Here is a 21,376-nt window from a genome sequence, read left to right as displayed (position 1 = left end):
TAAGACTTATCTTAACCTTAATTAGCGCAACTAGAACAACTATCATCAGACTCTCGAAAATTGTCCTTTTGTACGGTGCGGACATAATAAATCGCTTTACACCCCAATTCCCACGCCATGATTAGAGTATCAAAGATATCTTTAGCAGTGAGACAACGGTTAGGTTCTGCGGGGAAATAAACCCCTTCATTGAGGTTGAATAATAACTCCATAGAAATCCCCGTATCGATCCATTCTTGCATAGTGGCGATCGCTTTCACCACTTGCTGCTGTTCGAGGTTTTTATTCTCCGGATAAAACCAGAAAGCTTCTTCAATAAAAGGTGGCGCGATGGGAACGGTTCCCTTTGCCCATTTATCGTAGAAAAAGCGACTATAAACCGGCAAAACACTAGCGGTACATCCCTGTACCAAACTAGAGGAGGTATTAGGAGCAATGGCGGTAATATGGGAGTTACGGATGCCAAATCGTTGAATATCTGCGGCTAATTGTTGCCATCTTTGTGGTTGCACTGCGTTATTTAAAAACCATGCCACTGGTTTGGCACCGATTAATTTACCTTGACTCCATTCGCTACCCAAGAAAGCTTGATAAGCGCCGCGTTCTTTGGCTAATTCCATCGAGGAATAGGTACACCAATAGCCAATTTCTTCAAATAAATTACTAATTTCTGACAGGTTATTGTAGGATAACTTCCGTTTCGCTAACCAGTCAGCCAATCCCATCGCTCCTACCCCAATAGTGCGATATTTATCGTTGTGGTTTTTAGCATTATCAAAGGGAGGATTAGTGATATCGATAGTATTGTCGAGAATCCTGACAGCGATTTGACAATTAGACTCGATTTCTTCCCCGTCGATATTGGCTAAATTAAGGCTAACTAAATTACAGCAATGGGCAGTTTTATCGGGGGTGACATTCGAGAAACTCTCCGTGCATAAATTTACACCGGGGATATAGCCATCGTGTTTATTAGGATTAGCGCGATTGATGGTATCTTTGAAGGCAATGTAGGGCATTCCTGTTTCCACTTGGGAACGCATGATACTTTTAAATAAGTCCCGGGCATTGATTTTTTTATAGAGGACAATCTCTCTATCTAAATTAGCCTCTACTAAACGATAAGCCTCTTCAAATGCTTCCCCCCATAGTTCCGCTAATTCTATACCTAATTTATTGCGAACTTCGTAGGGATCTACTAATGTCCACTCGGCTTTATTTATCACCCGACGCATGAATTCATCGGTGATAACTAATTGGGGAAAAACATCATAAGCTTTGCGTCTTTGATCACCGTTTTCTGTCTGCATTTCCAGAAATTCTGGCACATCTAAATGCCAGATGTCAACACCGATGGTAACAGCCCCGGCCCGTCTTCCCCCCTGATTTACTGCAATAGCTGTATCGTTAAGTAACTTAATCCAAGGAATAATCCCACCGGAAGCATTAGCTTTCCCCATTACCCAGCTACCAGTGGCGCGAATCCTACTCACATTCACCCCGACACCGCCACCATTTTTTGAGATGCGGGCAGCATTAGTAATCTCGCCGAAAATGCTTTCTAAACTGTCGTCAATGGAGAGGATAAAACAACTGGTTAGGGAACCTTTGGGCGTGCGTAAATTGGCTAAAATTGGGGTGGCAAGAGAGATTTTTCTTTGGGCAATCGCCTGATAAAATTTCTTCGCCCAGGGGAGTCTATTAGCCGGTTCTTCCACAATGGCAAGCAGTAGGGAACAGGTTAATAATGCCTCTTGGGGTAACTCATTTTTGAGTAAATAACGGCTAGTGATTAACAAGGCCCCAGCGTAGTCATAATCGATATCCCAATCGGGATTAATCCAAGAACCGGCTTCTTTTAATTCTGCCTCGGAATAGATGAGAATCCTTTCGTCGTACAGGCGATTTTTAACTTGAGTTTTGACGGTTTTCTCGTAATTTCCGTACTGATAACCCCGCACTACCAAGGTATCTTTCCAAAGACTCCAAATATGCAATCTTCCCGCCACATAGCGCCAATCCGGTTCCTCGGGACTACACATTTCTAGAGCGCAATTGATTAAATTATCCTGTATTTCCCTAGTGGTAATCCCATCCCGCAGGCGTGTGGTTAAACCCGCTTCTAAGGCAATAGAATTGACTTTTTTGCCCTCACAAGCCCACTCTACCACGTCGCGAATTTTGCCGATATTTAAGCTTGTGGTGGAACCATCGCGCCGAATCACTCTAATTGCATGGCTGCCCATATTCGCTAAAGGGGTAGAACGAAAGGGTATTACTTCGTTATTTTTGTGAATGGAAACGGCAGTAGTCAAGGGCTTCGATTGCATAATTAGGAAGTTGCGGCGTTAAAAAATTTGACAAATTAATCTATTTGTACTAGAGTATTCTATCAGATTTTCTAGGAAAACACAACATCTAGCGTCTTAAATAATCCTATCACTCTATATATGGTATAGCGAGGATTATTTTGTTCCCCAAAACAGTGTTTTAGGTGACATTTTCTGGCAAAAATTCTGGATTTTTCCTAGAAAAAATAGTTCTTTTGTATGCTTGACAAAAAGCTTTTTCTTTGATAGAAAAACAGACTGACTGCTGAGGAGGTTGTGGTGAGATTTTATTTGTTCTTAACTTTTCGATAATTTAAGACAAGAGTGGATTAAAAGTCAAATTTCCTCGGAGAACCTCTGAGAGAGTAAAATTTCTCTTTTCGCTATTTAGTGTCTTACCGCTAGAATAATAGGACAAAAACGCTATATATAGCGTCTAGCCAGCAGAGGACAAGGATGAAATATTTAGAAGAATGGCGTGATAGCGGGGTGGATGCGGAGTTAATCGCTCTCAATGTCACCGGTTTAGCGGGGCTATCTCCCAGTGAATACCTACTCTACTCCCAAGAATTACCGCGACGCAATGATGGCAGGGTTAGGGATAGTATTCTCAAGCGTTATGAACATACCAGTCAAGGCGGTTGGTGGTGTTCAGGAATTGACCTATTAACGGGTAATTATGACCTTTGGGGCTGTTTTAAGCCCGATTTTCCCCGTTTAAGCTTCGATAAGGCTAAACCGATTAAGTACGAACATCCCCCCCAAACCCCTACGGGAGTCTTTGCTTTGCGGGTTCCCCAGAAAATTTGGCAAAGGATATCCCAGTCTATCAGTGTTAATATTTTAACTGAAGAAGTGGATAATAAGCAAGAGGATCTCGGTTTTTGGTCTTGGGTAATCAAACATCCAGAGATACCTATTTGTATTACGGAAGGGGCGAAAAAAGCGGGAGCATTACTAACAGCAGGTTATGTGACAATTGCCTTACCTGGAATTCACAATGGTTATCGAACTCCTAAGAACGAATTAGGCAGGAGAATCGGCAAATCTCATCTAATTCCGCAGCTAGAAAAATTAGCTAATTCGGGACGAAAGATTTATCTAGTTTTTGATCAAGAAACTAAACCAAAAACCCAACAAGCGGTTAATTTAGCTTTACAGAGAATGGGTTATCTATTCAGTCAGGCTAACTGTGAGGTAAAGGTAGTTACTTGGGATGCTGCTGACGGTAAAGGGGTGGATGATTTACTAATCAATCGAGGAGAAGACTACTTTCAACAAGTCTATCAAAAAGCCACCTCTTGGGAAATTTGGAAGGCAGCGAGTTTAAATAGGTTAACCCTCTCACCTCATCTAGAGTTAAATAGCCGTTACTTGCCAGATATGTCTATCCCGACATCAGCGCAGTTAATGGCGATTAAATCAGCTAAAGGTACGGGAAAAACTGAGTTTTTAGCCAAGATAGTTAAACAGGCTATTGCCAATCAACAAAAAGTTTTGGTTATCGGTCATCGAGTCAAACTGGTGGAGGAGTTGTGTCAACGCTTTGGTTTAAACTATATCAGTCAAGTTAGGGACAATCCTTCGGCACAAATTTACGGTTATGGTTTATGTATTGACTCTCTCCATCCCCAATCACAAGCTAAATTTAAAGCGGAAGATTGGCAAGGAGCTATTATTATTATCGATGAGATCGAACAGGTTCTATGGCATGGGTTAAATGGGGATACTTGTAAAACTAATCGTGTGGCAATTTTAAAATCCCTAAAGTCCCTGCTGCAAACTGTGGTCAGCAGTGGGGGAAAAATCCTAGTTGCCGATGCTGATTTAAGTGATATTTCCCTAGAATACTTAACTTCTCTAGCGGCGATTGAAATAGAAACTTTCTTGATTAATAACGAGTGGAAACCCAGTTATCAGGAAGCTTGGCGAGTTTATAACTACTCTGATAATACTCCCCAACAGCTAGTTAAGGATTTAGTTAAACATATTAAAGATGGAGGAAAACCCTTTGTTTGTCTATCAGCACAAAAATTAACCAGCAAATGGGGAACAATTACCCTAGAATCCTATCTAAAAAAGCAATTTCCTCAAAAGAAAATTCTGCGGATAGATTCAGAGTCATTGCAGGATTCTAGTCACGCTGCTTATCAGGCGATTGGCAATTTAAATCAGTTGTTAATTAACTATGATATAGTTCTAGCTAGTCCTGCGATCGAAACGGGAATTAGTATTGATATTCAGCAACACTTTACCTCAGTTTGGTGTTTAGCACAGGGGATTCAGACTCCCACCTCTATCGCTCAATTTTTAGGGAGAATTAGAGAGAATATTCCTCGTTATATTTGGTCAGCAGCCTACGGATTTAATCAGGTGGGCAATGGTTCCACTTCTATCCCCAAACTTCTCACCTCTGGACACCGATTAACCGAGGTGAATATTCGCTTACTACACCAATCAGATTTAGAATCTCTGGAGGATTTAGATACAAGTTTTCAAGCGGAATCTCTCCTCTGCTGGGCTAAAATGGCCGTGCGAGTCAATGCTTATATGCTTAACTATCGTCAGTCAATTCTAGGAATTTTACAAGCAGAAGGTCATAGAATTAAAGAACGGAATCAGGAAGAAGAAATAGAAACAACTAATCAGTTAACGGCAGCAATTGAGGAAATTAGGGAACATAATTATCGTTCTGAATGCGAGTCCATTGCCAGCGCAGCCGAGATCACGGAATCAGAATATCGTTGGCTAAAAAAACAGTTAATTAAGTCAGTGAAAGAAAGGCGAATTCTCAGGAAATATGACCTATACAAACGCTATGGAATTCCCGTCACTCCGCAATTAGTGATTAAAGATGATCGGGGATGGTATCAAGAACTACGCTTACATTACTTTTTGACAATTGGGCGACAATTTTTGTGTGATCGAGATGCTTTAATTGCGCGTAAACTGATAGAATCAGGTCACGGAAGTTTATTTATTCCCGATTTTAATGGTAGTCAATTAGGAGTGATTATCGGGACGTTAGAAGTGTTAGGAATTGCCGTATTATTAGCTAATCCTGAAAGAGAATTAAATAATCATGATGCCGATTTACAAAAAATGGCCGCCATCGCCATTAAAAACCGCAACGAGATTAAAACTATCACCAAGATTAATCTCTCTGATACTTCCCGTCCTCTGACGATTATTCGTAATTGTTTAAACTTGTTAGGTTATGAATTAACCAGCAAGGGCAGCCAGAGAATTGCTAAAAAATCTCTAAAAGTTTATCAGATTGTTGCCCCCCAGGATGGTAGAGAACAAGTGTTTCAGCAATGGTTGTTTAGAGATGAAAAATGTGCGGGAAGTTCTGAGATTTGGTATGAAGACTATCTCTTTTCTCTCCCCCAGAAACCATCTCTAGGCGAACCGGAAAATGCTTATATTCAATTAAGTCTAGAATTATAGTCTAGCTATGGGGAGAATTGCCTATTTCAGCGATTTTTTTGCCTAAAATGACCACATCAGCCAGAAAATCTTCTAGATCGGCGATTTGAGGTAAATAACCCCATCGTTGAAAGCCGAATTTTTCAAAGAGACGAATACTGGCTTGATTGTGGGCAAAAATAATACAGATAAGATTAGATATACCCAGTTTGGGACAGCGCTCCAAGGCATATTCTACTAATAATTTACCGATTCCACGACCTTGATAATCGGAGGCAATGTATAAACTAACCTCTGCGGTTTTTTGGTAAGCGACACGACCATAAAACATCTGTAAACTCAGCCAGCCCACCACCCGACCTTCGAGTGCTATTACCCAGATGGGATACTGTTCAGGATCGTGCTTTTTAAACCATTCTCGCCGACTTTCGAGGGAAATAGGCTTTAAATCTGCGGTTGCCTTGCGAGTGGGAACAGCAGCATTATAGATCTCGATAATTGTTAGTAAATCTGTCTCTTTAGCCTCGCGAATAATCATGGAAGGTCAAGTAAAAAGGAAAAAAATAATATTGCTTATTTTCTATCTATCTATCTATCTATCGTGTTGATTCTCAGGATCAAGTATAATCCAATTTTGCCGCTTTATCCAGGCATATTACTTTAAAATTGAGTTTGATAGCGGACGGTAAACTCATTCAAATTGTAATCGTAGGAAAAGCGGATAAAAGACTGGGAATTGACTCGATAGACGGTTTCCAAATTGGGAAGAATATTAAAATCCGTTGCCCCGATCGCATTACTAACCGCATTCTCCACATCATACACGACTCCTTGGGCCAAGAGGGGAATCGCTAACTGAACCACTCCAAATTGAATTAATTGTTCTGTATTTTTCCCCTGTAAACCATTAAAAACTGACAGCAATTGTTCCCCCAAAAGTCGCACGATTTCCCCTTGGCTGCGGGGGGGAGTGCTGGTTAATTTAACTAGAGGAGTATTAAGCAATCCCTCATCTTCACCCCCAGCAAAAGCTACGGCTTGCAGACAATTAGCAGCTTTTTGTAATTCTGTATCTGTATAGTTTTCCTCTAGGGGAAAAGGGGGACTATCGGGACGAATTTGGCACACTTCATTGATATTACGTCCTAAATTTGGTAGCAAGCGGTTTAATTCCCCTTCAACGCTGAGGGTGACATCGATCCTTTGAATGCGATTGAGGCTATCATCGGGAATTTCATTGCTAGGAAAATCCCCCCCCGGACGGGAGATAGCAAAATCGCGAGATTGAGAAAATTCGCTGAGAATTGTTCGCAGTTGAATATCAACAAAGGGATTAAAAAGTCCCAACCCGCGACTAGAATCGAAAACAATAACATTTTGATTGCGTCGGTTAAGAAGAAAACGAGTATCGATGTAACTAACCCGTCCTCGCTCGAGATTAATCACTCCATTGGTTTGTAATTTCTCCAGTGAAGTGAGCGAACCGTTCAAGGTTAAAGCACCACTAAAATCAAATTGATACAAAGGTTCTTGTTCGATGGATAATCCCGCTAAGGACACTTGGAAATTATTTAAAACTGGAGTAATATTTGTCGTCTGAGGAATGTTGAGAGGCTGCAGCCAGCGACTCACTGGTTTATCGGTTTCTTGGTTAATTTCTGCGGTGCGAGGAAGAAAAACTTTCCCCCTAGAAAGACGCACATTCCCCCCGATAATTGGCTGCTGAATTGTTCCCGTTACCATGGCATTCCCAGCAATTAATCCCCGATAAAGACCATTAATTGCTATATCTCCCTCTTGAATATTAACTGTTAAGGGATTAGGATTATTTGTGATGGCTTGAAAGAAAGGTAAAACTCCCACCACAGAAATTTGTCTGTCAGCGATCGAGCCTTGTAATTCCTGTACTGTTAAGCTTTCAGGGGTTAAACCAATGCGGCCATTTACGGTTAAAATCTCTGGAAAAGCAACACTGCGGATAGCGGCATTATCGAGAGTAACTATACCATTTGCTTCTAAATCTTTGATTTTTAAACCCTCTTTTATATCTAATCTTCCCGTCGCTGAAAGAACTACCTCTCCCTCACCGTTAACCCATTCGATGGCGTTTTGACTGATAGCTTCAATTAATTTGATTGCATCGGTTCCCAATTTTGCTTGGATTTTTAATTGATCATTACCCGGTAAGGGAGGATAGGGAATGCTGGCATAGATTTGGATTGATTCGGAGGAGGTTGTCCGCAAATCAAAACGATACTGATTATAGGTAAATAAACCAATTATATCCTGATTAATATTTTGGGCATTAATTGCACCGTCAATAAAGGCAAAATTACCCTGAATACGAGGATTTAATAAGGTTCCTGCAATTTGTCCTTGAGTTTTTAGACTACCGGATACATCCAAGGGAAACTGGATAAAATTTCTCAAGAGATCGAGAGAAAGATTTTCCACGGAAAAACTTCCCTCTACTTTTTTTAGGGAAAAATCACCCGCTAAAAATACGGAAGAATCTCGTGATTTTAATCTAATCGGTTCTATCCTGAGCAACTGACGATTTAAGTTAAGATTAATTGTTACTTCATCAATCGGAATTAATTGGGTATCAGTGGTGACAATTCCGAGAGGGTTAACAATATTTACTGTCGGTCTTTGGGGTCGCCATTCCCATCTATTGCCCTGAAATTGTAAGCTAAGATCGGGATTTTTTAAAGTCCCAGTTAAGGCTATATTCGCTTGATAACGGCCGCGAAAATCTAGTTCGGAAGGTATCCCGACCACCCCTCTTTCCCGTGCTAATTGCTGGATTATTTCTTCAATTTTTGCCCGCAAATTTACCTGTTGTGCTAGGGAAGCTTCGGGATTACCTACTCCTAGGGGACTAAGTTGAATAGCCTGGTTATCCTCGGAGGAGAAAAGGGTGATTAAACTGGTTAAATCATAGATACTAGCAACTGATAATAAATCTTGAATATAACCTTGATCTACCCTGAGTTTAGCTTCTATTGCTTGAGTTTGCAAATTAAATAAACCTTGCAGATTATATTGACTTGCACCCGCTTGTAAACTCCCCGCTTGCAGTTGAACTATGGAATCCCGATAAATTAACTCTGCCGTTAATTTTTCCCCGATTAAGTTACCTAAACTAGGTTGATTAATCTCTAGTTGTCCCTTTCCCTGTAAGTTAAATAAATTGATGTCTAGATTAGCATTCACCTGTCCGGCAATCATCCCCGGAACATTGTAGGCTGCCGCGGGAGATATTTTCAAGATTTCTAGGGGAAAATCGGCAATCTGAACATTTAAATTTTCTCCGTTTCGTTTAGCTGTTGCTAGAAAGGGAGTTTTATTCCCAAAAGCTTGGCGAATATTTATCCCTAAGGGAAGATAGGGCAGCAGACAATTATTTTGTTGACACGGATCGAAAGTTAGGTCAATAATGTCCTGATTTCCCCGCAGATTTAAACTAATATTTTGACCGATTCCTGCTTGCATACTGCCTTGTAAGACAGGTTCAAAGAGTCGCTCATTAATGCTAAAGTTAGCTAAATTTATATCTCCTTTGATTTTTATATTCCCCACTTTTTGCCAAGCAGTTAGGAGATTTTTTGCCGTGATTTGTCCTTGAAATTGTCCAATCCCAGCTAGAGTCGATTCTCTTGGTTTCAAACGAGGATTGATCGGTAAAAGCGATATAATCTCAGCTAAGGGTACAGTAGCAAGGTCAGTTGCTGCCCGCAGATTTAAGTTAACCTCAGCGATATCAGGTTGACTGGTAAGATTAGCTAAAAGAATATTTCCGCGCACATCAAAGCTATTTTCTCCCCACTGTGCCGAAAGATTATTAACCTGAATCGGTGTTACTCCCTGCCAAATTTCTTGAATGTTTCCCGCTAAATTGGCCTTAAAATCTAAGTGAGGAATCGAGATTGATTTTATTCCTGGTAATTGTCCTAGTACGGCAGCGGGATTAAGATTAGCGGCAATAATATCACTTTGCCATAAATTATTATTCAGTTGTGCCTTAGCTTTAATTTCTCCTTTAGCCACATTAATACGAGAGTTAAAAACTGCTTTAATACTGCTTAAGTTGAGTCGTTTTTCTAGCAGGGAGTCGAAAATAGTTTGGGCATTTCCAGTTGCTTGAAAATTGGTTTGATCAATATTCAAAGCTAGGGGAATATTAGTCTGAAAACGCTCTAAGCTACCGAAAATATTAAAAATCCCTTTGTTTAATTGAATAGCCGTATTAATCGGATTATTATCTACTAATAAGCGAGCATTGCCTCTAATGTTGACGGTGGACAAATTAGGGATTTTTCCCGCTAGTAAATTATTGATTGCACCAGTGAAATTGACTTGGGTTTTTCCTAGACTAACAGGAATATTTATATTGGGTAAAAATGGATTTAAGTTAATGCCAGCCGTATTAACTATACCACTTAAAATACCTTGTTCTAGTTGTGCTGTCGTTCTTAGAGATTGACTATTGACAAATAACTGTATATCCCCTTGTCCGCGCCAAGTTTGTAAATCCGTTAAAGTACCGCTAATCAGAGAATTTATTCTACCAGCAAAGTTAATTTTTGCCCTGCCTAAACTGACGGGAACTGTTAAATTTTCCACTAGAGGATTGAGACTAATTCCCCCAGTGTTGACTGTTCCTGTCAGGAAACCTCGATTCAGTTTAGCTGTGGCAGTTAAGGGATTATTATCTACTAATAACTGCATATTACCGTCACCTTGCCAACTGGTGAAAATATTATTTTTATTATTTAGTAATTCCCCTAAATAACCTTGTAAATTAATCTGTGATCGCAGTAATTTAACCTGAGTTGGTAAGTTAGGCAATAGGGAATTAATCGGCAATCCCGCTAAGAAAGCTTTAGCCTGAAGATTTCCTTGCAATACTTGACTATTGACGAAAATCGTGCCTTGTTTACCGCTAATTCCTAAGTTAGCAATTCCGTTTAAAGTATTAACATTAAGTTGGTCAATTTTGCCACTAAATTGAATATTAGCTCTCTCTAAATTTAAGGGTTCTAAGGTTTCTAGGTAGGGGCAAATACTATCTACATATTGACAAACGATAGGCAGAAAAGGAGTCAATAAAAAGTTATTGCCCGTGATTTTTGCCTGGACTAATTTGCTGGTAAAATCACCATTACCATTAACCTGTAGTCTGCCGCCATTTGTTTTAATGATCGTATCGGTTACATTTATTTTGTTGCCCCCTAAAAATACTTTGCCCTCCCCAGCAACATTGATTAATCCTGACCGATTAACCCTGGGTATTTGCCAATTCATTAATAATTGCGGCAGTCCCAAACTACCTCTAGCTTTAATATTAGCTTGCAGATCGCCTATATTAATTTGAGCGGGAATTGTTGCCAATTGAGATAATATTTTTCTCGTGGGAAAATTGGCTTGTAAATTCAAATTAATCGGCATTTTTGTCCCGTCAAGAGGTTGATTTTTTTGCAGGGATTGCAGAATATTTAACTGCAATTTTCCTTCCCCTTTAATTTCTCCACCTGCGACGGGTTTAATTTTAATTTTATCTAAACTAAGACGATTGAGATTTGTTTGAAAATTACTGGTTATTGATTGAATAGGAATTTGCTCAAAAATAATCGGTTTGCTGTTGCTAACGGTTCCTTTAATTAGAGGTTGATCTAGTTTTCCCGTCACTTGAAAAGTAGAGCGTGCTTCTCCCCGTAAATCTAGAGGTGATTGCAGATAAATAATTCTTAAAAGTTGTTGTAAATCTACCGATTCTAGAGCGACCTTGAGATGATAACCGGTTTGCCAATTTACTTCTCCCTTCACCTCAGTTTTAATCTTGCCAATACTTGCAATCGCCTGTTCAACTAATACTTTATCTCCCTGTAAATTTAACTTAGTTGTTAGCTTAATTGGATACTGGAAGGGTTGGAATTTTCCCGCTACATCTGTCACCTGAAAATTGCCATTACCTTCCGTTTGATTTAGCTTTGCCCAACTGGGAATATTGAGAGCAATATTAGCATTTACTTGTCCCCGATTTAATTGGAAATTGCGGTCGGGAATTAAAGTTAATAGTTCACTTAAGTTTAAACGGTCTATTTGAAGATTAGTTTGACTTTCGCCCGTTTTTAACGCCGTTTTTCCTTGAATTTTTACTTGACTTTTGAGGATTTCTGCGCTCAAATCGTAGCTGAGAGGTTGCTCTTGATTATCGATAAATCTTCCCTGACCATCGGCCTTAATTTCTATCGGTTTTTTCAGGGCATAGGGTTGAATAGTAATATCTCCCTTCTCCACCTGAAAACCCAGATTTAACCTGATGGGGGTCTCCCGGTCTAAGTTACTAGATATTTGAGCTAAATTATCGAGCCATTGACCATTTTCATCCTGATCGAGATAAATACTGGGATTAATTAACTTCAGATCAACTGGTAGCGGCAGACCTAAAAGTAAGGGCAGCGGATTTAATGCCAATTCGATCGCATCAATAGATAAACTATCGGCAGAATTGGCCGTAGCTGGAATTGCCGATTTACCGATACGAATGCGATTAAAATAAAAGCCCTCTATCTTACCTACCCTGACGGGTCTATGCAGCATTTCACTGAAGATATTATCTAAAATTGGGGTGAGACGTTCATAAACTAAATAACGAGTCGTAAAATAGCCAAGGGAAGTAATTCCCAGGAGAGTAATTCCCCCGACAATTAAAGTAGAAGGCCGGCGTAAAAATCGACCAATACTCAGAAAAAAATGAGGACGAGGAGAAGGATCGCCAGGGGAGTTACTCATAATTGTTGACCTCACACACACCAAAGAAAGGGCAATGGCTCACCAGAGCTAATGAACTATGATAATTCACCGCGGCACTGATAGCCTCAAATCGATTAATTGCCATTTTTTAGGCAATTATTGGGCTTAAATCCTGTGAGGAAGTCAAGGGCTGCGGCCAATTAAAAGCCTCTCCCCCCATCTTAACCTAAGACTCGAATGGCTGGCTAAAATTTTCGACAATCCGCCAAAATCTCGCCAGTTTCAACAGCCAACCGAATCAATATTGATCCCCCCACCAGTTCAAGCAGAATATTGTCAGGATAAATAGGTTCGGAAATTGAAGATTGAGAGAAAACTTGTGCAGACAGACAAGAATCCGGCGCAGTCTGGAACAACAACCAGAAGTATTCAGTCTTAGAATATTGGGACTAGCACGTCTATTTTTACTGCAAAAATCGTCTTATAGATAAAGATCATGAAAGCCAGATTATCGATCGCCCTAACCGCCCTAATGACCTTGGGCATAACTGCCACACCAGCGGCCAACTTTGACGAACAGGAGATCGAGCAGAGCCAGATAGTAGCGATCGCTCGTCCCTACGGAGGTAATAAATTTGACCTGCTAGTATTGGAACAAATCCAGGGAAAACAGAAGTGTTGGAGCGAAAACGGCTCAAATCCCGTCATGATCGACCCGCTGCTCCTCAACTTTGACTTTACCGGCATTTGTCGCCGCGCCACCGATAGTAATGGTTATTCTATCCGTCTCGATGGCCGGGATTTTGGGCTAGATTACATCCTGCGTATTGTGGAACGCAATGGCGAATTATACTTAGTGGGAACTCCCCGGGATGCTCGCAGACCGGAATTAGTGGTGGGAAGAACCCGAGGAATGCAAACGGGATTTATGAAAATTATCCTCGAACCGGGTTGGAGATTTAGCCGTCGTACTTTCCAAGGCAAAAGTTTAGGCCACTTCTACTTTAGCGGCAAAGAAGCGGAAGTTCTCGCAGCCGCCGGGAGACCGCCCATCAGCGAAACCACTCCCCCCCCCAGTTCTGGGGCCAGTTTTCGGGATATTAGCGGCGATATCTATAAAACTGAGATCGAAAAAGCGATCGCACTTGGGGTAGTGGCTGGTTTTAAAGAAGATAACAGCTTCCGCCCCGAAAATCCCGTTACCAGAGAACAATTCATCTCGATGATTATTGAGGGGATGGGAACTGTCACCAAAATTAACCTAGAAGAGATTCCCCCCGGCAGCGGCAGTTTTAACGACGTAGAAGCGACGCGCTGGAGTGCAAAAAAAATCCAATGGGCCCGGGCTAATGGTATTGTTGCCGGCAAAGCTAACGGCGAATTCCGTCCTGGCGACCCCATCACCCGGGCCGAATTGATGGCGATTCTCAAACAGGCCGCCACCTACCTGAAAACTCAGCAGAAACAAGCCCCCGATTTAGCCCAAACTAAAACCCCCGTCAATTTTTCCGATACTTCCGGTCATTGGGCCGCCAGTTTAATTACCCAGATGTCGGGATTTTGCGGTGTGGCCTCTCCCTTGAACGAACAGGGTAGTGCTTTTGTACCAAACGATCCTGCCCGTCGTAACTACGCAGCAGCCGCCATCGTCCGTACCCTCGATTGTGTTAAAACCGCCAAAAAATAAGTAGGGTTTGCGGCAAAAAGTTTTTCCTAGGGGTAGGGTGTGGGGTTTCAGCCATTTTTAGGGGGTCAATTACCTAATTTTCAGGGCAAAAGTCCCCCAATTTTCCCCCCGCTGACTCCCAGTCCCGGAACTTTCAGTCTTTAATACAGCCTTTCTCGTAAAGGTGAAGCACAGAGTAATCCTTGCTCATTAAGTATTTTAGACGCAAGAACGAACCTCATCTATCTGAGAAACGCTGTAACCAGATTTAGTATGATTACTGATTACTGATCACTGATTACTGATTACTGATTGTGGTTGTTAATTTTTACTTTAGGTATGCCGTCGAGTATTCCCGCTAGACTAGGAAATAATGCACCTCGGCTAGACAAAATCCTATGGTAAAGCTGCTCGAAAATCCTCTCCGAGTGGGATTGCGACAAGAAAGAACCCCAGAACCCTTAATCTTAGTCATTTTTGGGGCATCGGGAGACTTAACCCAAAGAAAACTGGTTCCTGCCCTCTATCAACTGAAACGGGAAAGACGACTGCCGGCCGAATTAACCATCGTCGGTACAGCGCGCCGAGAGTGGAGTCATGATTATTTTCGCCAACAGATGCGCCAAGGCATCGAAGAATTTTCCGACGGGATTGGTAGTGAGGAATATTGGCAAGACTTCGCCCAAGGGTTGTACTATTTCCCCGGCAACATGGACGACCCAGAAAGTTACGCCAAAATGAAAGTCTTTCTGGAAGAACTAGACGGAATCCGGGGAACTCGCGGCAATCGAGTCTTTTATCTAGCCGTCTCTCCTAATTTCTTTCCCCCCGGTCTTAAAAACCTCGGCGCGGCCGGAATGCTGAAAGACCCGATTAAACACCGCTTAGTGATCGAAAAACCCTTTGGCAAAGACCTCAGTTCTGCCCAAGTTCTCAATCGAGTCGTACAAGAGGTTTGTCAGGAGAACCAAGTTTATCGCATTGACCACTATTTAGGCAAGGAAACCGTCCAAAACTTGCTGGTGTTCCGATTTGCTAACGCTATCTTTGAACCCCTCTGGAATCGTCAATTTATCGATCACGTCCAGATTACCGTGGCCGAAACCGTGGGAGTGGAGGAGCGGGCCGGATATTACGAAAAATCGGGAGCTTTGCGCGATATGGTGCAAAATCACCTGATGCAGTTATTCTGCTTGACGGCCATGGAAGCACCCAACGCTATTAACGCTGATAGTGTCCGCGGCGAAAAAGTCAAAGTCCTACAAGCGACTCACCTGGCCGATATTAATAACCTGGAAAAATCCGCCATCCGCGGCCAGTATAAAGCCGGTTGGATGAAAGGAAAACCCATTCCGGGCTATCGGGAAGAACCGGGGGTTAATCCGGAATCGACCACTCCCACCTACGTGGCCATGAAATTAATCGTCGATAACTGGCGTTGGCAGGGTGTCCCTTTCTATCTGCGTACTGGTAAACGTCTGCCCAAAAAAGTTTCCGAGATTGCCATCCAATTCCGCCATGTACCGTTATTAATCTTCCAATCGGCAGCCCAACAAACTAATGCAAATGTACTGAGTATGCGGATTCAGCCTAACGAAGGTATTGCCCTCCGTTTTGAGGCGAAAATGCCGGGGTCGGAATTACGCACGCGCACGGTAGAAATGGACTTTAGTTATGGTTCCTCCTTCGGTGTCACCAGTGCCGATGCCTATAATCGCCTACTTTTAGACGCTATGCTAGGAGATCAAACCCTATTTACCCGTTCTGATGAGGTAGAAGAAGCATGGCGCATCGTTACTCCCGCTCTCGCCGCTTGGGACGCTCCCGCCGATCCCGCCTCCGTACCCCAATACGAAGCGGGTACCTGGGAACCCACAGAAGCGGAATTTCTCCTTAACCGCGATGGCCGTCGTTGGCGACGACTCTAATACAGTGAACAGTAATCAGTAATCAGTAAACAGTAAACTAAAAACTCACATCTGATAACAAGGGACGAATCTAAGACCTAATTGGTTAAGCTAAAAGCTTTGATGAGCTTAGTTTCTAACCTTCTTTTTAGGTAGGAGAATTGTCAGATTCTGTCTTTTGCCTCTTGCCTGTTGCCTCTTGCCTTCAGAAGCTGATAACTGATAACTGATAACTGATAACTGATAACTGATAACTGATAACTGATAACTGATAACTGACATGACCACCCAAAGCCCCCCCATTGTCTCCCTGCAAGCACCGAAAGATGTTTCCATCGATGTGATCGAGCAGGAACTGCGCGATATCTGGCAATCCTATAATAATAATGAGGATGGTATGGCCGCCACCCGGGCCACCACCTTTAGCTTTATTGTCTATGAACCCGACGCGGTACAGGAATTGTTAACCCTTCTCGGCTATTACACCGGCCCGATTGATGGTATTGCCGGTCCGCGGACCCACGCCGCCATCAAAGTCGCCCAGAAAGACCTAGAACTAGAAGTAACTGGGCTTTCTAGCGATGAATTTGTCGCCAGGTTAAGGGCGGCCTGGGAAGCGGAAAAAAACGCCGAGGATGGGGCTAATCATCGTCAATACGCCGCCGATTTAGATGCGATTGGAGTGGCAGATGCGATCGCTGCCTCCAATCCCTGTCGCATTATTACCCTCTGTCCCACCGCCGAGGCCGATGAAGGGGTAAAAGCCTCCGTTTCTGCCTATTGTCCCGTTAACAAACGTAGTCAGAACACTTTAGTTTGCTGTGAATACGTCACTTTAAGCGGTACAGCGGAAGCCTTGGAACGAATTGGCGGCATTATTTCCGAGTTAACTATTCCCAGTTTGCCCAAATTTCTCTGGTGGAAAGCCAGTCCCGATGGCGAATATGGACTATTTAAACGTCTGGCCAGTCAATGTGATACGATTATCGTCGATTCCAGCACTTTTCGGGAACCGGAAACGGAACTGCTGCAAGTGGGAGATTTATTAGCAACAGATGTACCATTAGCTGACCTGAACTGGAGTCGTCTCGCTCCTTGGCAAGAACTAACCGCCGAGGCTTTCGATCCCCCGGAGCGCCGGGATGCTATTCTGGAAGTCGATCGCATCACTATTGATTACGAAAAGGGCAATCCTTGCCAAGCTTTTATGTTCCTCGGTTGGATGGCCAGCCGGTTACAATGGCGACCGGTGGGATATAGTCACCGGTCGGGAGATTACGCTATTCATCGGATTAGCTTCCTCGGTCAAGACCAGCGTTTAATTGAGGCAGAATTAGCCGGTGTTCCCGTGGCCGATTGGGGTGAGATACAAGGGGATCTGATTAGTATTAAACTCAGTTCTACTAATCTTCAGGCCGATTGTTGTACGGTAATTTGTTCGGGAACTACCGGCTGTATGCGGATGGAAGCTTCGGGAGGGGCCCAATCTTGCCGCGTTGAACAAGTGTCCCATCTGGAAGACCAAAAAACAGAAACTCTGCTAGGTAAACAGTTACAGCGTTGGGGCCAGGACGTGCTTTATCAAGAAAGCATGAAAGTCACTAGCGCTATCCTCAAATTATCCCAACCGGATTAGGAAATTAGCAACAATAATCCCGCCAACTTTCAAGAGACCTTGTTAACAAGGTCTCTCAATATTTATACGGCAGTCAGCACTTAATTAAAACCGATAATTGTAAGTAGGTAGGCGTTAAAAATCATCAGACACCCCCCTTATCAAGTAGGGCAGGGGGGATCTAACCTAAAATCCATTTTTAATTTAATTATAACCAGCTACTTACCTTTTCAGAAAACAGGTTATCATAAAGACAGAGCTTTGCTTTCAAGGGGGCAATATGGTCGCAACCACTGAGAAACGCTACACAGTCGCAGAATACTTTCAACTAGAGGAAACTGCCACCGACAGACACGAGTATCGAGATGGAGAAATTATTATTATGACTGGGGGAACTCCTAACCATAATCGCATTGCCTTGAATTTCTGTAGAAAATTTCCCTTAACTATCCAGAATCAAGCCTATGATATATTTATCAACGATCTACGCTTGGCCATACCCGCCTATAATATGTACACCTATCCCGATATTATGATCGTTAAGGGGGAACCAATTCTCGAAAGAGGACGCACCGATACGATTACCAATCCACAGGTGATTATCGAGGTTTTATCAAAATCTACTCAAGACTATAATCGGGGTGATAAGTTTAAGTTTTATCGCTCTCTTGATAGTTTTGAAGAATATATTTTAATCGATCAATATGGTTATTATATAGAACAGTTTCATAAAAGAGGCGATCATTGGGCATTTCGGGATTATCACGCTCAAGAAGCGATTTTAACTTTGTTTTCTCTAGATTTTCAAATATCCCTGACAGATTTATATCAGCGAGTGGATTTTACTGCGATTGAAGTATCCTAATGATACTAAATCCGTTGAGTATAGGCTACATATCAGGACAGGCAATAGGTAATAGAGGCTATAGATAATCAGTCTTTAATAACCAGATTTGGTATTATAGTTAATAATTTATAATTCATAATTCATAATTCATAATTCATAAAAAAAGGCGGGCCAGGACCCACCTTGTTTAAACCTGAGATATTAGAGATAATTAGGCCTCATCGAGAGCGGCAATACCGGGTAAAACCTTCCCTTCGAGTAATTCCAAACTAGCGCCACCACCGGTGGAAATATGGCTCATTTTTTCCGCCACTCCCACTTTTTCCACCGCCGCTACCGAGTCACCACCACCGATAATGGTAGTTGTACCTGTAGCAGTTAAATCGGCTAAAGTGTGAGCGATCGCATCTGTACCCGCCGCAAATTTATCGAACTCGAACACCCCCATGGGGCCATTCCAGAGGACAGATTTACAGCTAGATAAAGCTTTTTGGAAAACTTTCACCGAATCCGGACCGATATCCAATCCCATCCAACCATCGGGAATATTTTCGACCTTGACGATTTGGGACTTGGCATCTTTATCGAATTTATCCGCTAAGACCACATCGGTAGGAAGGAGGAATTCCACCCCTTTTTCTTTAGCTTTTGCCTCTAGGGATTTAGCTAATTCCAGTTTGTCTTCTTCCACCAAAGACCCCCCCACATTCAAACCGCGGGCCTTGTAGAAAGTAAAGATCATACCGCCACCGATGAGCAGTTTATCGCACTTTTCCAATAAAGTTTCAATCACGCCAATTTTACTAGAAACCTTAGAACCGCCGATAATCGCCGCTAGGGGACGTTGGGGAGTTTCAATAGCTGCTTGTAGGTAGTTTAACTCTTTTTCAATCAAATAACCCGCCACCGAGGGGCTGAGATAGTGGGTAACGCCTTCCGTAGAAGCGTGGGCGCGGTGGGCGGTACCAAAAGCATCATTAACGTATAAATCGGCATTAGCGGCTAATTTTTTGGCAAAATCGGGATCATTTGCCTCCTCTTCACCGTGGAAACGCAGATTTTCTAAAAGGGCCACTTGACCGTTAGACATTTGGCTAATCGCTGCCGTAACTCCCTCACCAATACAATCGGGACACATGACTACTTCTTGGCCCAGTAATTCCGAGAGACGTTTAGCCACAGGAGTCAGACGCAAATTTTCTTTAACTTGACCGTCGGGACGACCCATGTGGCTGCATAAAATAACCTTAGCCCCTTTTTTGATTAAATCCTCAATCGTTGGTAGTGCTGCCCGAATGCGGGTATCATCGCTGATTGCCCCGGTGGCTTTGTCCATGGGAACGTTAAAATCGACCCGGACTAAGACCCGTTTGCCCGCTAAATCGGCTTCTGTCAAATTCGCTACTGTTTTTTTTGGCACAGCCCATAACCTCCTAGATTGCTTACCGTACAATAAAGATTAAATCAGGGTATCGCTACTTGCGGCAATTACTTTGACAAAGATTATTTCAGATTTGGGGATCAGTTTTGCAGTTCCAAGACTGATTTGCCCAGAAAAATTTGATTGGAGAGACTTGCTAATTATGTTTGAGACGATTTTATTTCCCATTGACCACAGCCGCGAAAGTCGTGACGCGACCAGTAGTGTGATCGAATTAGTCAAAATCTTTGACAGTCGTTTGGTCCTATTGTCGGTGGTGGAAACGACAGCCACCGGAGAAATTGCCCCCGACGATAAGATGAGTTCGATCGAAGCGGTGGATCGATTGTTACAATCGGCGCAGGCCGTTTTCGCCCAAGCTGGCATCAAGGCGGAAATGATTGAAAGGGAGGGAATGCCTTCTTTTGTCATCTGTGATGTGGCCGATGAAGTTAATGCCGACCTGATCGTTATGGGTTGTCGCGGTTTAGGATTAACCAGCGAAGGCGTGTCCGAAAGCGTCACCACCAAAGTTATTAACCTTGCCCCCTGTCCGGTGTTGATTATCCCTTAAATCAGTGATCAGTGATCAGTGAGCAGTTATCAGATGTGAGTTGTCAGTTCACTGTTTACTGGACGGCTACGCCGTGCCTTTGGCAACACTGAAACAAAGCTCCCCATCTCCCCCACTCCCCACTCCCTAATTCATAATTCATAATTCATAATTCCCACTCCCCACTCCTGTCTTCTGAGAGAAATGTAACGAATTGTGAGAGTTTCAGCCGTCAACCCTTGAAAACTCGATCGATGGGGTTGCTTGAAGTAATTCTTAGGCCTAAAGTGTAATCTTAAAGTTTTATGATCAATTTTCCTGTTGATCGGAAAAAGGAGAACTCAAACACAATGGCTGAAACTGGATACAAACAGGTGGTGACACCCTACAATGATGATCCGTTCATTGGTCATCTAGCTACCCCCATTTCCGCTTCTGGTTTTACCAAAGCTTTTATTGGTAACTTACCTGCCTATCGTCCCGGTCTAGCTCCGATTCTGCGCGGTCTAGAAGTGGGTATGGCCCACGGTTATTTCCTCGGTGGTCCCTGGGTTGTCCTGGGTCCCCTGAGAGACTCGGAATACGCTAATCTCGGCGGCTTAATCCCCGCTTTGGCCATGGTTCTCTTGGCTACGGGTTGTTTAGCTAGTTATGGTCTTGTCTCTTTCCAAGGTAAGGCCGCTAGTGGTGATCCTCTGCAATCCTCCGAGGGTTGGAGTCAATTCGCCGCTGGTTTCTTTATTGGTGGTATGGGTGGTGCTTTTGTGGCCTATTTCCTCCTAGAAAATCTTGGTGTCGTTGATGGCATCATGCGCGGGGTTTTTAATCAATAATTAACCCTTGTTTTCCC

The 21,376-nt window shown here is 42.7% G+C and carries 12 protein-coding genes; 7 read left to right on the top strand and 5 right to left on the bottom strand.

What is annotated here, in order from left to right; translation table 11 throughout:
- Positions 1-17: 17 nt before the first annotated feature.
- Positions 18-2,330 (bottom strand): ribonucleoside-diphosphate reductase subunit alpha, encoded by a 2,313-nt coding sequence (locus B5D77_RS15900; RefSeq protein ID WP_008206357.1) that lies wholly within the window; start codon positions 2,328-2,330, stop codon positions 18-20.
- 456 nt (positions 2,331-2,786) lie between these two features.
- Here B5D77_RS15900 and B5D77_RS15895 point away from each other — a divergent pair, with 456 nt between their 5' ends.
- Complete coding sequence (locus B5D77_RS15895; RefSeq protein ID WP_106909179.1) at positions 2,787-5,780, top strand: plasmid replication protein, CyRepA1 family; 2,994 nt, start codon at positions 2,787-2,789, stop codon at positions 5,778-5,780.
- A 1-nt stretch (position 5,781) separates the two neighbouring features.
- Here B5D77_RS15895 and B5D77_RS15890 read toward each other — a convergent pair whose 3' ends face one another.
- Together B5D77_RS15890 and B5D77_RS15885 are read right to left on the bottom strand one after the other, a co-directional pair.
- A complete protein-coding gene (locus B5D77_RS15890) occupies positions 5,782-6,297 on the bottom strand; it encodes a GNAT family N-acetyltransferase (RefSeq protein ID WP_008206368.1) in 516 nt (171 codons plus the stop codon).
- A 122-nt stretch (positions 6,298-6,419) separates the two neighbouring features.
- Entirely contained in the window at positions 6,420-12,557 is a 6,138-nt protein-coding gene (locus tag B5D77_RS15885) for a translocation/assembly module TamB domain-containing protein (RefSeq protein ID WP_106909178.1), read from the bottom strand.
- A gap of 457 nt (positions 12,558-13,014) precedes the next feature.
- On the opposite strand from B5D77_RS15885, the gene B5D77_RS15880 reads away from it, so the two are divergent.
- Both B5D77_RS15880 and zwf read left to right on the top strand, forming a co-directional pair.
- The gene (locus B5D77_RS15880; protein WP_106909177.1) at positions 13,015-14,205 is read left to right on the top strand and encodes a DUF3747 domain-containing protein; all 1,191 of its coding nucleotides are present in this window, start codon (positions 13,015-13,017) and stop codon (positions 14,203-14,205) included.
- 377 nt (positions 14,206-14,582) lie between these two features.
- Positions 14,583-16,112, top strand: coding sequence for a glucose-6-phosphate dehydrogenase (zwf, locus tag B5D77_RS15875; protein ID WP_008206375.1), 1,530 nt, complete (start codon positions 14,583-14,585; stop codon positions 16,110-16,112).
- Positions 16,113-16,220: 108 nt separating this feature from the next.
- Here zwf and B5D77_RS26285 read toward each other — a convergent pair whose 3' ends face one another.
- On the bottom strand, positions 16,221-16,373 hold the full coding sequence (locus tag B5D77_RS26285) for a hypothetical protein (protein ID WP_172969740.1): 153 nt from the start codon (positions 16,371-16,373) through the stop codon (positions 16,221-16,223).
- Here B5D77_RS26285 and opcA point away from each other — a divergent pair.
- Both opcA and B5D77_RS15865 read left to right on the top strand, forming a co-directional pair.
- Positions 16,372-17,727, top strand: a complete 1,356-nt coding sequence (gene opcA / locus B5D77_RS15870; protein ID WP_106909176.1) for a glucose-6-phosphate dehydrogenase assembly protein OpcA — start codon at positions 16,372-16,374, stop codon at positions 17,725-17,727. The genes B5D77_RS26285 and opcA overlap by 2 nt on opposite strands.
- A gap of 259 nt (positions 17,728-17,986) precedes the next feature.
- Entirely contained in the window at positions 17,987-18,571 is a 585-nt protein-coding gene (locus B5D77_RS15865) for a Uma2 family endonuclease (protein ID WP_008206384.1), read from the top strand.
- 193 nt (positions 18,572-18,764) lie between these two features.
- Here B5D77_RS15865 and pgk read toward each other — a convergent pair whose 3' ends face one another.
- Entirely contained in the window at positions 18,765-19,973 is a 1,209-nt protein-coding gene (pgk, locus tag B5D77_RS15860) for a phosphoglycerate kinase (RefSeq protein WP_008206385.1), read from the bottom strand.
- A 163-nt stretch (positions 19,974-20,136) separates the two neighbouring features.
- Between pgk and B5D77_RS15855 the strand changes: the two genes are divergently transcribed.
- Positions 20,137-20,547: a universal stress protein gene (locus B5D77_RS15855; protein WP_008206387.1), complete on the top strand. Its 411-nt coding sequence runs from the start codon at positions 20,137-20,139 to the stop codon at positions 20,545-20,547.
- 329 nt (positions 20,548-20,876) lie between these two features.
- On the top strand, positions 20,877-21,359 hold the full coding sequence (locus B5D77_RS15850; RefSeq protein ID WP_002737469.1) for a photosystem I reaction center protein subunit XI: 483 nt from the start codon (positions 20,877-20,879) through the stop codon (positions 21,357-21,359).
- The last annotated feature ends 17 nt before the right edge of the window (positions 21,360-21,376 follow it).

The organism is Microcystis sp. MC19 (assembly GCF_003019735.1).
Lineage (GTDB): Bacteria > Cyanobacteriota > Cyanobacteriia > Cyanobacteriales > Microcystaceae > Microcystis.
This window is presented reverse-complemented; position numbering and strand designations above follow the sequence as displayed.

Bases quoted from the DNA above. Each gene is read 5' to 3' on its own strand.
- B5D77_RS15900 (WP_008206357.1), bottom strand. From the start codon at position 2,330: ATGCAATCGAAGCCCTTGACTACTGCCGTTTCCATTCACAAAAATAAC.
- B5D77_RS15895 (WP_106909179.1), top strand. From the start codon at position 2,787: ATGAAATATTTAGAAGAATGGCGTGATAGCGGGGTGGATGCGGAGTTA.
- B5D77_RS15890 (WP_008206368.1), bottom strand. From the start codon at position 6,297: ATGATTATTCGCGAGGCTAAAGAGACAGATTTACTAACAATTATCGAG.
- B5D77_RS15885 (WP_106909178.1), bottom strand. From the start codon at position 12,557: ATGAGTAACTCCCCTGGCGATCCTTCTCCTCGTCCTCATTTTTTTCTG.
- B5D77_RS15880 (WP_106909177.1), top strand. From the start codon at position 13,015: ATGAAAGCCAGATTATCGATCGCCCTAACCGCCCTAATGACCTTGGGC.
- zwf (WP_008206375.1), top strand. From the start codon at position 14,583: ATGGTAAAGCTGCTCGAAAATCCTCTCCGAGTGGGATTGCGACAAGAA.
- opcA (WP_106909176.1), top strand. From the start codon at position 16,372: ATGACCACCCAAAGCCCCCCCATTGTCTCCCTGCAAGCACCGAAAGAT.
- B5D77_RS26285 (WP_172969740.1), bottom strand. From the start codon at position 16,373: ATGTCAGTTATCAGTTATCAGTTATCAGTTATCAGTTATCAGTTATCA.
- B5D77_RS15865 (WP_008206384.1), top strand. From the start codon at position 17,987: ATGGTCGCAACCACTGAGAAACGCTACACAGTCGCAGAATACTTTCAA.
- B5D77_RS15855 (WP_008206387.1), top strand. From the start codon at position 20,137: ATGTTTGAGACGATTTTATTTCCCATTGACCACAGCCGCGAAAGTCGT.
- B5D77_RS15850 (WP_002737469.1), top strand. From the start codon at position 20,877: ATGGCTGAAACTGGATACAAACAGGTGGTGACACCCTACAATGATGAT.